Raw genomic sequence first — 13,676 nt, 5'->3', positions numbered from 1 at the left:
TGATCGACTATGCTTGAGCAGCGAAGGGAAACGGAAGTGGTTCAACACCCCATGGATATCAAATTCACCCACCGGCTGTCTTACAAGCAAGCCAGGCTTACCGTGCTGGTCGGGTTCATTCTGGGCACGCTGCTCAGCCTGCTGCAAATCGGCATCGATTATGCCAGTGAAGACGCCTCCATCAACCGTGAAATCCTGTCATTGCTGGAAATCAGCCATAACCCGGCCTCACGGATCGCCTACAACATCGACGCCGAACTGGCGCAGGAACTGACTCTGGGCCTGTTGCGCTCACCGGCGATCATTTCTGCGCAACTGATCGACAACAACAATACGGTGCTGGCCAGCGTCAAACGTCCGGAACTGCAAAGCGGCTATCGAGTGATCAGCGACTTCCTGTTCGGCGCCAAGCGCCAGTTCGAAGACCGTCTGTATCTGGATCATCTGCCCAATGAATCGCTGGGCGTGTTGAGCCTCGAGGTCGACACCTATGCCTTCGGCAGCCGCTTCCTGCGCCGCGCCGAGGTGACCCTGCTCAACGGGTTCGCGCGCAGCCTGATTCTCACCGGCATCCTGTTGGCGCTGTTCTACGTGATGCTGACCAAACCGCTGGTGCGGGTGATCCGCGAACTCAGCGGGCGCGACCCGCGCAGCGCCGAGCCAACCACGCTGGAATGCCCGTCCGGCCATGGCAATGATGAAATCGGCGTGCTGGTCAAAGTCGCCAATCAACAATTCGAGAACATTGCCACCGAGATCCAGCAGCGACGCAACGCCGAAAACCGCCTGACCGACTACCTCGGGCAACTGGAAAACATCGTCTCGGCGCGCACTGCCGAACTCAAGGCAATCAACGCCCGGCTCAGTCAGTCCAACCAGGAACTCGAAGTCGCGCGCAGCACCGCCCTGGAAATGGCCGAGGCCCGCTCGGCGTTCCTCGCCAACATGAGCCACGAGATCCGCACGCCGCTCAACGGCTTGTTAGGGATGATCGCGCTGTCACTCGACGGCCCGTTGAATGCCGAACAGCAGCAACAACTGTCGATCGCCCACGACTCGGGCAAAGTGCTGGTCGAATTGCTCAACGATATTCTCGACCTGTCGAAATTCGATGCGGGGCAACTGGAGCTTGAGCACATTCCGTTCGACCTGGGCTCGTTGATCGAAGACACCGCCAACCTGCTGTCGCAGAACGCCGCGCCGAGCGTCGAGCTGACCTGCCTGATCGATCCGCACTTCCCGGCTTTGGTGCTGGGCGATCCCACCCGCGTGCGGCAGATCGTCAGCAACCTGTTGTCCAACGCCCTGAAGTTCACCCGGTTCGGTCGGGTGGATGTGCGCTTGTCGACCTACAAGGAAGGCGTGCGCATTGAGGTCTGCGACACCGGCATCGGCATCGCCCAGGATGCGCAGTTGAAGATCTTCCAGCCGTTCACTCAGGCGGGCGCCGGCATTACTCGTCAGTACGGCGGCACCGGACTGGGGCTGGCGCTGACCTACAACCTTTGCGAAGCCATGCAGGGGCGCCTGACCATCAGTTCCGAGACCGGGTTCGGCAGTCAGTTCTGTGCCGAGCTGCCACTGCCGTGTCATACCCGCGCACTGGTGCCGGCACCGCTGCCCGGCAAAATCCTCGCCATCACCGCTGCCAGCAGTGGACTGGCGGAACTGTTGCAGAGCCTGCTGCCGGTCTGGGGACTGACGTATGAGCAGCGCACCATCGACGACTCGCTGCTGGGCCTGACGCCGGACGTGGTGATCACCGATTGTCCGGAGTGTCTGTTCGGCTTGCGCCCGACGCTCGGTGCGCCGATTTTGCTGGTAACCGCCTACGGCAGTTTCCTGCCCAGCGAAGAAGCGGCCGCGCTGGCGCCCTTGCAGCAACAGGCACGACCGTTGGCGCGTAATGCGCTCTACCAGAACCTGCGGCGCACCCTGCAACCGGATGTGGTCGCCATTAACGATGCACAGCTCGAAACATCCCCCTCGGTAAGGCGCGGGCGGGTGTTGCTGGTCGAGGACAATCCGGTCAATCAACTGGTGGCCAAAGGCATGCTCGGCAAACTGGGCTGCGAGGTCATCGTCGCCGCCCATGGTGCCGAAGCGCTGGATCAGTTGGAGTATCACGAATTCGATCTGGTGCTGATGGACTGCAACATGCCGGTGATGGACGGTTACGAAGCCAGCCGGCAGATCCGTCAGAGCGGGCGCTGGCCGCAGCTGCCGATTGTCGCCCTGACCGCCAATGCGATGTCCGAGGAGCGCGAACGCTGCCGCGCAGCCGGCATGAGCGACTATCTGGCCAAGCCGTTCCGTCGCGAAGAACTGGCGGCCCTGCTCGATCAGTGGATCCCGACTACGACAGCGCCTTGATCTGCCCCAACAAGTGATCAAGGCCGTCACGCAATTCATTGAGGCGATCCAGATCCACCCCGCTGTCGCACAGCAGTCGGGCCTTGAGCGGCCCGACCTGCTCGCGCAAGGCCTGGCCTGCCGATGTCAGGCTCAGGTGCACTTCGCGCTCGTCACGCGTTGAACGCTGGCGCTGCACCCATTGCAACTGCTCCAGGCGCTTGAGCAACGGTGTCAGCGTGCCAGAGTCGAGTGCCAGGCGCTCGCCCAACGCCTTGACCGTCGGATGCTCCGGCGCTGAGTCCTGCCATTCCCACAACACCAGCATCGCCAGATATTGCGGGTACGTCAGGCCGAGCTGATCGAGCATCGGCTTGTAGGCACGAATCACCGCCCGGGAGGCGGCGTAGAGCTTGAAGCACAACTGGTTGTCGAGCTTCAGCGAATCGACCGGCAAGCTGTTCATTTGAGCAGGGCTTCGATCTCGCCGCTCAGCTCCTGCGGCTTGGTGGTCGGGGCAAAACGCTTGACCAGTTTTCCGTCCTTGCCAATCAGGAACTTGGTGAAGTTCCACTTGATGCCCTGGGAGCCAAGCAGGCCCGGCGCGCGTTTTTTCAGCTGTACGAATAGCGGATGCGCATCGGCACCGTTAACGTCGATCTTCTTGAACAGAGGGAAGCTGACACCAAAGTTCAGCTCGCAGAACTCGCTGATTGCCCCTTCGTTACCCGGCTCCTGCTTGCCGAACTGATTGCACGGGAAGCCCAGAACCACCAGGCCCTGATCCTTGTAGGTCTGCCACAGTTCTTCGAGGCCTTTGTATTGCGGGGTGAAACCGCATTTGCTGGCGGTGTTGACCACCAGCACCGCTTTGCCGGCGAAATCGGCCAGGGTCTTTTGCTCACCTTTGATCGTGGTGCATGGGATATTCAGCAGGTTGTCGCTCATGGTCGGCACTCTGAAATCAGGAAGAAGAGGAAAACATAGCGAGCAATTGAATTGCGTGCAATTTAATTATCGAAAAACAAGGCGACCCGAAGGTCGCCTTCATTCGTTTATGCGCGTGGAACCAGGTCCAGGCACACCGAATTGATGCAATAGCGCAGGCCGGTCGGCGGCGGGCCGTCGGGGAATACGTGACCCAGATGCGCATCACAGCGCGCGCACTTCACTTCCGTACGGATCATGCCGTGGCTGGTGTCACGGATTTCAGTCATCGCGCTTTCACCAATTGGCGCGTAGAAGCTCGGCCAGCCGCAGCCGGAGTCGAATTTGGTCGTGGAATCGAACAGCGGCTCATTACAGCAGACGCAGTGGTAGACACCGGCGGTCTTGGTGTCGTTGTATTTGCCGGAGAACGGGCGCTCGGTCGCACTCAGACGACAAACGTTGTATTGCTCGGGGTCGAGCATCGCCCGCCATTCTTCCAGGGTTTTTTCCAACTTTTCCATCATCACACCTCAGCGGCTGAAAAAGCCCGATCTGTACCTTTTCCACGGATCGGGCGGCACGTATGATTGCGCCTCGTCACGCACCAGTCTGGCAGCCAGACCGGGCGCATTCAAACGGATTATGGGAGCCACGGCTCAAGACGTCCGCCTGTGTGAAGACGCAGGAATCCCAGTACGGTTGTCCACCCGCCGCCTGGATCGTTCATTTTCGGGATCACATCGCCATGCAGTTCAGCAAATCGAACAAGCTCGCCAACGTCTGCTACGATATTCGCGGCCCGGTGCTCAAGCACGCCAAACGACTGGAAGAGGAAGGCCAGCGCATCCTCAAGCTGAACATCGGCAACCCGGCGCCGTTTGGTTTCGAAGCACCGGACGAAATTCTTCAGGATGTGATCCGCAACCTGCCGACCGCGCAAGGCTACAGCGACTCCAAAGGCCTGTTCAGCGCGCGCAAGGCGGTGATGCAGTACTACCAGCAGAAGAATGTTGAAGGTGTCGGCATCGAAGACATCTACCTGGGCAACGGCGTTTCCGAACTGATCGTGATGTCGCTACAGGCGCTGCTCAACAACGGCGACGAAGTGCTCGTGCCGGCCCCGGACTATCCGCTGTGGACTGCTGCTGTCAGCCTCGCCGGCGGTAACGCCGTGCATTACCTGTGCGACGAAGGGGCCGACTGGTTCCCCGATCTGGCCGACATCAAGGCCAAGATCACCCCGAACACCAAAGCGATGGTGATCATCAACCCGAACAACCCGACCGGCGCGGTGTATTCGAAGGAAGTGTTGCTGGGCATGCTGGAAATCGCCCGTGCGCACAACCTGGTGGTGTTCTCCGACGAAATCTACGACAAGATCCTGTACGACGATGCCGTGCACATCTGCACCGCGTCACTGGCCCCGGACCTGCTGTGCCTGACCTTCAACGGCCTGTCGAAGTCGTACCGTGTGGCGGGTTTCCGCTCCGGCTGGATCGCCATTTCCGGGCCCAAGCACAATGCCCAGAGCTACATCGAAGGCATCGACATGCTGGCCAACATGCGCCTGTGCGCCAACGTGCCGAGCCAGCATGCGATCCAGACCGCATTGGGCGGCTACCAGAGCATCAACGACCTGGTGCTGCCACAGGGTCGTCTGCTGGAACAACGCAACCGCACCTGGGAATTGCTCAACGACATTCCGGGCGTGAGCTGCGTCAAGCCGATGGGCGCGCTGTATGCGTTCCCGAAAATCGATCCGAAGGTCTGCCCGATCCACAACGACGAGAAATTTGTCCTCGACCTGCTGCTCTCCGAGAAGCTGCTGGTCGTCCAGGGCACGGCGTTCAACTGGCCGTGGCCGGATCACTTCCGCGTGGTCACCCTGCCCCGCGTCGACGATCTGGAAATGGCCATCGGCCGTATTGGCAACTTCCTCAAGTCCTACCGCCAGTAACTGGCCAGCAGTGCGCAACGGCCAAACGTTGCGCACTGTCTGATTCAGCAACACTTCTGCGTTCCGCGTCCGTGCACGCCTTCTACACTTGCGATTCGTACCGTTTACCTGCGTCCAGCGTAATGGCGACGGGTCGCGGCTGGTCGTCATCCCTATCGTTATCTGTCGTGGGAAATGTGCCGGGCACCGAAGAATCCGCTGTAGGACACAGTTTGAAATAGTCACTCAGTTGAATAGCCCGGTGCGGCACCTTATATACCCCGCAGTACGCTACATCTTTAGCTTGAGGAGATTTCTACAACCATGATGCGCATCCTGCTGTTTTTGGCCACTAACCTGGCGGTCGTGCTGATAGCCAGCATCACCCTGAGCCTTTTCGGCTTCAACGGGTTCATGGCGGCCAACGGGGTTGATCTCGACCTTAGTCAGCTGCTGGTTTTCTGTGCAGTCTTTGGTTTCGCCGGCTCGCTGTTCTCGCTGTTCATCTCCAAGTGGATGGCGAAGATGAGCACTGGCACCCAGATCATCAGCCAGCCACGTACCCGGCATGAGCAATGGCTGCTGCAAACCGTCGAGCAACTGTCCCGCGAAGCCGGGATCAAGATGCCCGAAGTCGGTATTTTCCCGGCCTACGAAGCAAACGCCTTCGCCACCGGCTGGAACAAGAACGACGCGCTGGTCGCGGTCAGTCAGGGCCTGCTCGAGCGCTTTTCGCCCGATGAAGTGAAAGCCGTGCTGGCCCACGAAATCGGTCACGTCGCCAACGGCGACATGGTCACGCTGGCGCTGATTCAGGGCGTGGTGAACACCTTCGTGATGTTCTTTGCGCGGATCATCGGCAACTTCGTCGACAAGGTCATTTTCAAGAACGAAGAAGGCCAGGGCATCGCCTACTACGTGGCGACCATCTTCGCTGAACTGGTACTGGGCATCCTGGCCAGTGCGATCGTCATGTGGTTCTCGCGCAAGCGCGAATTCCGTGCCGACGAAGCTGGCGCCCGCCTGGCTGGCACCAGCGCGATGATCGGCGCACTGCAACGTCTGCGCGCCGAACAGGGCCTGCCGGTGCACATGCCGGACACCCTCAACGCCTTTGGCATCAACGGTGGCATCAAACAAGGCTTTGCCCGCATGTTCATGAGCCACCCGCCGCTGGAAGAGCGTATCGACGCCCTGCGTCGTCGCGGTTGATACAACCGGCGTAATCATGAAAAAGGCCCTGCAGTGATGCGGGGCCTTTTTTTGCCTTGATTAATTGGTTGTTCCTGATGCCCCCATCGCTGGCAAGCCAGCTCCCACAGTGAGCGGCGGTGTATTGGAAATAGAGAGAACACAACACAACTCTGTGGGAGCTGGCTTGCCAGCGATGAGGCCGGCACTATTGGCACAGAACTATTGGCTGGAAACCCGGTAAACCCGCTCCTCAAGCCGCGTCACACCCGCCTGCAAGAATTTCCAGCTCTCCCCCAGCACATCCTGCTGTTCCAGCACCTGCACCTGCCAGGCACCACTCAGCAACCGCTGCACCTCATCATCCCCCACCGCGAACGGCGGCCCCGGCATCTGCGCCTGATCGTAATCCAGCGTAATCAACAACCCGTGCATACCCTGCGGCAGAATCTGCTGAAGATGCGCCGCATAGCGCTCACGCATCGGCGCCGGCAAGGCGATCAGCGCGGCGCGGTCATAAAAAGCGGCGCAAGCGGCCACATCGCTGGCCGTCAGCGCAAAGAAATCGCCGCACCACAATTCGATGGTGTCACCACGGTAAACCTTGAATGCGCCCCTCTCACTGATCTGCGGCTGAATCTGATGCTCACTGAAAAAGTCCTCGATGGCCTTTTCCGATAGCTCGATACCGAGCACCTGATGACCGCACCCGGCCAGCCACGCCAGATCAAGACTTTTCCCGCACAGAGGCACGAGCACCCGCGCGGTTGTCGGCAGCCCCAACCCGGGCCAATGCCGCTGTAAATTCGGGTTTACCTCAGGCAGATGGAAACCAATCTGCCCCGAAGCCCACTTTTTGTGCCAAAACTCCGGCTGCATGCATCACTCCCAATAATTCGATCAAAAAGCGTTAAAACTTATATTAGATTTAGATCAATAATCTGACCGAAGATGAAGCCATCTTAACGCTCAGGAACCCATCATGTTGCCCAGCCTGTTCATTTCCCATGGTTCACCCATGCTGGCACTGGAGCCCGGCGCCAGCGGCCCGGCTCTGGCACGCCTGGCCGCCGAATTACCGAAACCCAAAGCCATTGTCATCGTCTCCGCACACTGGGAAAGCCACGAACTGCTGGTCAGCAGCCATGCGCAACCGGAAACCTGGCACGACTTCGGCGGATTCCCCCGGGCGCTGTTTGAAGTGCAATACCCGGCGCCAGGTGCTCCGCAACTGGCTGCCGAAATCGCCGAATTGTTGCAAGCCGCGCATTTGCCGGCACATCTCGACCCGCAACGTCCCTTCGATCATGGTGTTTGGGTGCCGTTGTCGCTGATGTATCCGCAGGCGGATATTCCGGTGGTGCAAGTCTCACTGCCGAGTCGCGGCGGCCCGGCGCTGCAAACCCGTGTCGGGCAAGCGCTGGCGAATTTGCGCGATCAGGGCATTTTGCTGATCGGCTCCGGCAGCATCACCCACAACCTGCGCGAACTGGATTGGCACGCTGGCCCTGAAATTGTTGAGCCGTGGGCGCGGGATTTCCGTGACTGGGTGATCGAGAAACTGGCGGCCGACGATGAGGCGGCGCTGCATGACTATCGCCGGCAGGCGCCGAATGCGCTGCGCAGCCATCCGAGTGATGAGCATTTGTTGCCGCTGTATTTTGCCCGGGGTGCGGGCGGTGAGTTCAGCGTGGAGCATAAAGGCTTCACGATGGGTGCGTTAGGGATGGACATCTATCGCTTTGGTTAAAAGCAAAAGATCGCAGCCTTCGGCAGCTCCTACATTTGGAATGCGTTCCCTCTGTAGGAGCTGCCGAAGGCTGCGATCTTTTGATCTTTCAGGCAGACAAAAAAAATCCCCGAACCAGTCGGGGATTTTTTATGTTCGATCAATCAGCCCAAGGGCAGATCAATCTTCGCGGTAGCGACGCAGTTTCAGCTGCTTACCGGCAACGCGAGTGTCCTTCAGTTTGGTCAGGAGTTTGTCCAGACCATCTTCCGGCAGCTCGACGAGGCTGAAGCTGTCACGCACCTGGATGCGACCGATCGCTTCACGGGCCAGACCGCCTTCGTTGAGGATGGCGCCCAGCAGGTTCTTCGCAGCGATACCATCACGCGCGCCCAGCGCGGTACGGCAACGAGCACGGCCTTCGCCCAAAGGCATTGGCGCGCGACGCTCGCGGTCACCACGATCAGGACGATCACCGGAACGCTCAGGACGGTCGCCACGCGGTGCGTTGTTCGGCACCAGTGGACGTTCCTTCTCGATCGCCGCCAGGTTCAGCGCTTGACCGTTGGTGGCTTTGCGCAGCAATGCAGCAGCCAAAGCACGCGGCGTGCAGCCGATGTCTGCAGTCAGACGATCGAGCAACTCACCGTGAGTCGATTCGGCATCAGCGACCAGCGGCGACAGGCTGTTGGTCAGTTTCTTGATGCGCGCATCGAGAACGGCCTGAGCGTCCGGCAGACGGACTTCAGCGACTTTCTGACCGGTGACACGCTCGATCACTTGCAGCATGCGGCGCTCACGTGGAGTCACCAGCAGCAGTGCACGGCCTTCGCGACCGGCACGGCCGGTACGGCCGATACGGTGAACGTAGGATTCCGGATCGTAAGGCATGTCAACGTTGAACACGTGAGTGATGCGCGGAACGTCCAGACCACGGGCAGCAACGTCGGTCGCAACAACGATGTCCAGACGGCCATCTTTCAGCGAATCGATAACGCGCTCACGCTGGTTCTGGGCGATGTCACCGTTCAGCGCCGCAGCTTTGTAGCCTTTGGCGTCGAGGGCACTGGCCAGATCCAGGGTCGCTTGCTTGGTGCGTACGAACATGATCAGAGCGTCGAAATCTTCCACTTCCAGCAAGCTGAGAACGGCCGAAGTCTTCTGGTCAGCGTGAACCAACAGGTGAGCCTGTTCGATCGCGGTAACGGTCTGGGTCTTGCTCTGGATCTTCACGTGCTTCGGATCGCGCAGGTGGCGCTCAGCGATGGCACGGATCGACTGCGGCAGGGTCGCCGAGAACAATACGGTCTGACGGGTTTCCGGCATGGCCTTGAAGATGACTTCGAGGTCGTCCATGAAACCGAGTTTGAGCATTTCGTCTGCTTCGTCCAGAACCAGGTGGTTCACGGTGGCGAGGACTTTTTCGTCGCGACGCAGGTGGTCGCACAGACGGCCCGGAGTGGCGACAACGATCTGTGCGCCATTACGGATTGCTTTCAATTGTGGGCCCATCGGCGCGCCGCCGTAGACAGCCACAACAGTTACGCCCGGCATTTGCTTGGCGTAGGTTTCGAAAGCGGTTGCAACTTGTAGCGCCAACTCACGAGTTGGGGCCAGGATCAGAGCTTGCGGCTCGCGCTTGGACGGATCAATGCGGTGCAGGATAGGCAGGGCAAAGGCAGCGGTTTTACCGGTACCGGTTTGCGCCTGACCAATCATATCGTGACCGGCGAGGATGATCGGGATCGACTGCTGCTGAATGGCCGAAGGCTCTTCATAGCCGGTAGCGACTACTGCAGCGACAATATTGGGATGAAGTTCAAGAGCGGCGAAGCCGCCGATTTCCTGGGTCATGGGTCTGCCTCTAAGTGCATCCGCAAAGACCCATGCTCCAAAGCTGCACATGCCGTGTTGAGACTCAAGAGTCGCCCTGGCAGCTTTGTCGGCGGGGATTTGCGAAAACGTATGAATGAAAAAGAATCGTCAAGGAAGAGCCCGCAGTGCGGACGTGCAGCCGAAGCTGGCTTCGGGGAATTGCGCTACCTAAACGCGGCCCGGTTAAAGGCCGGCGCGCACTATACCGGAATTTGCCCGAAAAGGGAGCTTTTTTTATCGGTTCAATGCGTGTGTCACCGCTGTGTAACGGGGTTTTGCGGATAATCGCGCCAAGGTCTATTTTGCAAGGGCCCGGCCCTGCGGGCGATGACGCTTAAACGATTCACTGATGTGCGGCATACCGTCGCTGCACCCGCCCTTCCCGCCCGAGGATTTCGCCATGAATCAGCCCTGCCCCGGCCGCGTCAGCCATGAACGTCGCGGTCATGTCCACTTGATTGGTCTCGATCGAGCGGCCAAACGCAATGCGTTCGACCTCGACCTGCTCAACGAGCTGAGCCTGGCCTACGGTGAATTCGAGGCCGACAGCGAGGCACGGGTGGCCGTGGTATTCGGCCATGGCGAGCACTTTACCGCGGGGCTGGATCTGGTCAATGCCAGCACCGCCCTAGCCGAAGGCTGGCAGGTTCCGACCGGCGGTTGCGATCCGTGGGGTGTTTTCGTCGGGCCACGGGTGAGCAAACCGGTGATTGTCGCCGCGCAGGGCTATTGCCTGACCATTGGCATCGAGCTGATGCTGGCAGCGGATATCAACCTGTGTGCGAGCAATACCCGCTTCGCACAAATGGAAGTGCAGCGTGGGATCTTTCCTTTTGGGGGCGCGACTTTACGTTTTCATCAGGTGGCGGGATGGGGCAATGCGATGCGCTGGTTGCTCACCGGCGATGAGTTTGATGCCCACGATGCGTTGCACTTGGGATTGGTGCAGGAAGTGATGGCCAGTGAAGACCTGTTGCCAAGAGCGATTGAATTGGCGGAACGAATTGCCCGGCAGGCGCCGCTGGGGGTGCAGGCGACGTTGATGTCGGCGCGCCAGGCAAGGTATGAGGGTGAGACGGCGGCGGCGCAGGGATTGCCGGCGCTGGTGAAGAAGTTGTTGGCCAGTGAGGATGCCAAGGAGGGGGTGCGGTCGTTGGTGGAGCGGCGGCCTGGCATATTCAAGGGGATCTGAGAATTATGGCGCCTGTCGGGGCGCCATCGCTGGCAAGCCAGCTCCCACAATGACCGAGTCGTTCAGACATTTTGCGTACGGCACGAACCCTGTGGGAGCTGGCTTGCCAGCGAAGGGGCCATCACAGATGCCTCAGGTCGCCGGGCGAATGCTGTTGATCAACGACTGCAACGAATACCCCAACCGTGGCGCCAGTGCCTCGGCCCGGGCGGTCAGCGCCTGCATGTCCAGCGCCTGATCGAGGTTCGCCGGCACAATCAGAATCACATTGCCCTCCTTCACCGGCAGCTCCCAGTAATGCCGATGATAGAGCCCTCGCAACAACGCGGCCCCCAACGGTTTGCCGTCATCGGTGGCCCACTGATTGATCACCAGCCAGCCCCCCGGATTCAAACGCTTCTGGCAGTCGCCGAGAAAACTCCAGGCCAGATGCCCGACGCCCGGACCGACATCGGTATACAGGTCGACAAAAATCAGATCCGCCGGCTCCGCCGTCGGCAGCAACTCCAGCGCATCGCCAACACGGATGTATAGCCGTGGATCATCGTCCAGCCCAAGGTATTCGATGGCCAAACGCGGCACATCCGGACGCAGTTCAATGGCCTCGACGTCTTCCAGCGGCAGAAACTTGAGGCAGGCCTGGGTCAATGTACCGGCGCCGAGCCCGAGAAACAGCGCGCTTTCCGGCTGCTCATGGCACAACGCACCGATCAGCATCGCCCGCGTGTAATCGTATTCGAGCCAGCTCGGGTCTGCGGTGAACACGCAGCTCTGCTCGATCGCATCGCCGAACTCCAGAAAGCGGTAATCGGCCACTTCCAGCACGCGAATCACGCCGAACTCATCCTGTACTTCGGCGAGCAGATGCTCGACGCGCTCCTCAGTCATTTCGTCTCCTGATGGTCACCGGGCGCGGTGACGCGATGGCACCGCTGTGGCGCCGTGGCAAAGCGGCGATTGTCGGCGATGGGGCAGGAGCAGGTCACGCACTAATTGCTGCTACCATGGGCTTCCCGTGCGTAGAACCAATTAGAGACCGTGATGAGCCAACCGTGGAGCCCTGACAGCTGGCGCGCCCTGCCGATCCAGCAACAACCCCAATACCCTGACGCTGCGCATCTGCGCCAGGTCGAGCAAACCCTGGCCAGTTATCCGCCACTGGTGTTTGCCGGTGAGGCGCGCGAGCTGCGCCGGCAGTTTGCCGAAGTGACCCAGGGCCGGGCATTCCTGCTGCAGGGCGGCGATTGCGCGGAAAGCTTTGCCGAATTCTCTGCGGCAAAGATTCGCGACACCTTCAAAGTGTTGCTGCAAATGGCGATCGTCATGACCTTCGCCGCCGGCTGCCCGGTGGTCAAGGTCGGGCGCATGGCCGGTCAGTTCGCCAAGCCACGCTCGGCCAACGATGAAACCATCGGTGGCGTGACGCTGCCGGCCTACCGGGGCGACATCGTCAACGGCATCGGCTTCGACGAAAAGAGCCGCGTGCCGGATCCGGAGCGCCTGCTGCAGTCCTATCACCAGTCCACCGCGACGCTGAACCTGCTGCGCGCCTTCGCCCAGGGCGGTTTTGCCGACCTGCATCAGGTGCACAAGTGGAACCTGGACTTCATCGCCAACTCGGCGCTGGCAGAAAAATACAGTCACCTCGCCGATCGCATCGATGAAACCCTGGCGTTCATGCGCGCCTGCGGCATGGACAGCTCGCCGCAACTGCGCGAAACCAGTTTCTTCACCGCCCACGAAGCGCTGCTGCTGAACTACGAAGAAGCCTTCGTGCGTCGCGACAGCCTGACCAACGATTACTACGATTGCTCGGCGCACATGCTGTGGATCGGCGACCGCACTCGTCAGCTCGACGGCGCGCATGTCGAATTCCTGCGCGGGGTAAACAACCCGATTGGCGTGAAAGTCGGCCCGAGCATGGACCCCGATGACCTGATCCGTCTGATCGACGTACTCAACCCGGACAACGATCCGGGGCGCCTCAACCTGATTGCGCGGATGGGCGCAAACAAGGTCGGCGATCACCTGCCGGCGCTGATCCGCGCGGTGCAGCGCGAAGGCAAGCAAGTGCTGTGGAGCTCCGACCCGATGCACGGCAACACCATCAAGGCGAGCAGCGGCTACAAGACCCGTGACTTCGCGCAGATCCTTGGCGAGGTGAAGCAGTTCTTCCAGGTGCACGAGGCGGAAGGCAGCTATGCCGGCGGCATTCACATCGAGATGACCGGGCAGAATGTCACTGAGTGCATCGGTGGCGCGCGGCCGATTACTGAAGACGGGTTGTCGGACCGCTATCACACGCATTGTGATCCACGGATGAATGCCGATCAGTCGCTGGAGCTGGCGTTTCTGATTGCCGAAACCCTGAAGCAGGTTCGCCGCTAAGATTCGACATCTTTATCGCTTTAACTGGTCTCATCGCTGGCAAGCCAGGCTCCCACAGTGATCGCGTCGATCACAAAATATAT

12 protein-coding genes are annotated in these 13,676 nt (G+C 60.0%); 6 read left to right on the top strand and 6 right to left on the bottom strand.

Going from position 1 to position 13,676, the window contains the following annotated elements:
- The first annotated feature begins 51 nt into the window (after nt 1-51).
- Nucleotides 52-2,373, top strand: coding sequence for a hybrid sensor histidine kinase/response regulator (locus QZR14_RS18615; RefSeq protein ID WP_250606098.1), 2,322 nt, complete (start codon nt 52-54; stop codon nt 2,371-2,373).
- Here the strand turns inward: QZR14_RS18615 and QZR14_RS18610 are convergent.
- The 3 genes from QZR14_RS18610 to msrB form a co-directional block, all read right to left on the bottom strand.
- Complete coding sequence (locus tag QZR14_RS18610; protein WP_250606097.1) at nt 2,357-2,818, bottom strand: MarR family winged helix-turn-helix transcriptional regulator; 462 nt, start codon at nt 2,816-2,818, stop codon at nt 2,357-2,359. The two genes, QZR14_RS18615 and QZR14_RS18610, sit on opposite strands and share 17 nt — an antisense overlap.
- On the bottom strand, nt 2,815-3,300 hold the full coding sequence (locus QZR14_RS18605) for a glutathione peroxidase (protein WP_007908624.1): 486 nt from the start codon (nt 3,298-3,300) through the stop codon (nt 2,815-2,817). Before QZR14_RS18605 ends, QZR14_RS18610 begins: the two co-directional genes overlap by 4 nt.
- Before the next feature lie 107 nt (nt 3,301-3,407).
- The gene (gene msrB, locus QZR14_RS18600; protein WP_250606096.1) at nt 3,408-3,803 is read right to left on the bottom strand and encodes a peptide-methionine (R)-S-oxide reductase MsrB; all 396 of its coding nucleotides are present in this window, start codon (nt 3,801-3,803) and stop codon (nt 3,408-3,410) included.
- A 224-nt stretch (nt 3,804-4,027) separates the two neighbouring features.
- Between msrB and QZR14_RS18595 the strand changes: the two genes are divergently transcribed.
- Nucleotides 4,028-5,239 carry a pyridoxal phosphate-dependent aminotransferase gene (locus QZR14_RS18595; protein WP_007908620.1) on the top strand — a complete coding sequence of 404 codons (1,212 nt, stop codon included), beginning with the start codon at nt 4,028-4,030 and terminating at the stop codon, nt 5,237-5,239.
- 303 nt (nt 5,240-5,542) lie between these two features.
- Nucleotides 5,543-6,430, top strand: coding sequence for a protease HtpX (gene htpX, locus QZR14_RS18590; protein WP_007908619.1), 888 nt, complete (start codon nt 5,543-5,545; stop codon nt 6,428-6,430).
- 201 nt (nt 6,431-6,631) lie between these two features.
- On the opposite strand, the gene QZR14_RS18585 is transcribed toward htpX, so the two are convergent.
- Nucleotides 6,632-7,288, bottom strand: coding sequence for a thiopurine S-methyltransferase (locus QZR14_RS18585; protein WP_250606095.1), 657 nt, complete (start codon nt 7,286-7,288; stop codon nt 6,632-6,634).
- Nucleotides 7,289-7,391: 103 nt separating this feature from the next.
- On the opposite strand from QZR14_RS18585, the gene QZR14_RS18580 reads away from it, so the two are divergent.
- Nucleotides 7,392-8,159, top strand: a complete 768-nt coding sequence (locus tag QZR14_RS18580; protein ID WP_311997356.1) for a DODA-type extradiol aromatic ring-opening family dioxygenase — start codon at nt 7,392-7,394, stop codon at nt 8,157-8,159.
- A gap of 159 nt (nt 8,160-8,318) precedes the next feature.
- Here the strand turns inward: QZR14_RS18580 and QZR14_RS18575 are convergent, their stop codons facing one another.
- Nucleotides 8,319-9,992 (bottom strand): DEAD/DEAH box helicase, encoded by a 1,674-nt coding sequence (locus tag QZR14_RS18575; RefSeq protein ID WP_007964821.1) that lies wholly within the window; start codon nt 9,990-9,992, stop codon nt 8,319-8,321.
- Nucleotides 9,993-10,413: 421 nt separating this feature from the next.
- Between QZR14_RS18575 and QZR14_RS18570 the strand changes: the two genes are divergently transcribed.
- Nucleotides 10,414-11,205, top strand: coding sequence for a crotonase/enoyl-CoA hydratase family protein (locus QZR14_RS18570; RefSeq protein WP_250606092.1), 792 nt, complete (start codon nt 10,414-10,416; stop codon nt 11,203-11,205).
- A 132-nt stretch (nt 11,206-11,337) separates the two neighbouring features.
- Here QZR14_RS18570 and QZR14_RS18565 read toward each other — a convergent pair whose 3' ends face one another.
- The gene (locus tag QZR14_RS18565) at nt 11,338-12,093 is read right to left on the bottom strand and encodes a spermidine synthase (protein WP_311997355.1); all 756 of its coding nucleotides are present in this window, start codon (nt 12,091-12,093) and stop codon (nt 11,338-11,340) included.
- A 153-nt stretch (nt 12,094-12,246) separates the two neighbouring features.
- Between QZR14_RS18565 and QZR14_RS18560 the strand changes: the two genes are divergently transcribed.
- Nucleotides 12,247-13,593, top strand: coding sequence for a class II 3-deoxy-7-phosphoheptulonate synthase (locus tag QZR14_RS18560; RefSeq protein ID WP_095182202.1), 1,347 nt, complete (start codon nt 12,247-12,249; stop codon nt 13,591-13,593).
- Nucleotides 13,594-13,676 lie beyond the last annotated feature (83 nt).

It is taken from the genome of Pseudomonas sp. rhizo66, from assembly GCF_031931925.1.
In the GTDB taxonomy this organism is placed as follows: Bacteria; Pseudomonadota; Gammaproteobacteria; order Pseudomonadales; family Pseudomonadaceae; genus Aquipseudomonas.
This window is presented reverse-complemented; position numbering and strand designations above follow the sequence as displayed.

Bases quoted from the DNA above. Each gene is read 5' to 3' on its own strand.
- QZR14_RS18575 (WP_007964821.1), bottom strand. From the start codon at position 9,992: ATGACCCAGGAAATCGGCGGCTTCGCCGCTCTTGAACTTCATCCCAAT.
- QZR14_RS18585 (WP_250606095.1), bottom strand. From the start codon at position 7,288: ATGCAGCCGGAGTTTTGGCACAAAAAGTGGGCTTCGGGGCAGATTGGT.
- msrB (WP_250606096.1), bottom strand. From the start codon at position 3,803: ATGGAAAAGTTGGAAAAAACCCTGGAAGAATGGCGGGCGATGCTCGAC.
- QZR14_RS18605 (WP_007908624.1), bottom strand. From the start codon at position 3,300: ATGAGCGACAACCTGCTGAATATCCCATGCACCACGATCAAAGGTGAG.
- QZR14_RS18560 (WP_095182202.1), top strand. From the start codon at position 12,247: ATGAGCCAACCGTGGAGCCCTGACAGCTGGCGCGCCCTGCCGATCCAG.
- htpX (WP_007908619.1), top strand. From the start codon at position 5,543: ATGATGCGCATCCTGCTGTTTTTGGCCACTAACCTGGCGGTCGTGCTG.
- QZR14_RS18565 (WP_311997355.1), bottom strand. From the start codon at position 12,093: ATGACTGAGGAGCGCGTCGAGCATCTGCTCGCCGAAGTACAGGATGAG.
- QZR14_RS18615 (WP_250606098.1), top strand. From the start codon at position 52: ATGGATATCAAATTCACCCACCGGCTGTCTTACAAGCAAGCCAGGCTT.
- QZR14_RS18595 (WP_007908620.1), top strand. From the start codon at position 4,028: ATGCAGTTCAGCAAATCGAACAAGCTCGCCAACGTCTGCTACGATATT.
- QZR14_RS18570 (WP_250606092.1), top strand. From the start codon at position 10,414: ATGAATCAGCCCTGCCCCGGCCGCGTCAGCCATGAACGTCGCGGTCAT.
- QZR14_RS18610 (WP_250606097.1), bottom strand. From the start codon at position 2,818: ATGAACAGCTTGCCGGTCGATTCGCTGAAGCTCGACAACCAGTTGTGC.
- QZR14_RS18580 (WP_311997356.1), top strand. From the start codon at position 7,392: ATGTTGCCCAGCCTGTTCATTTCCCATGGTTCACCCATGCTGGCACTG.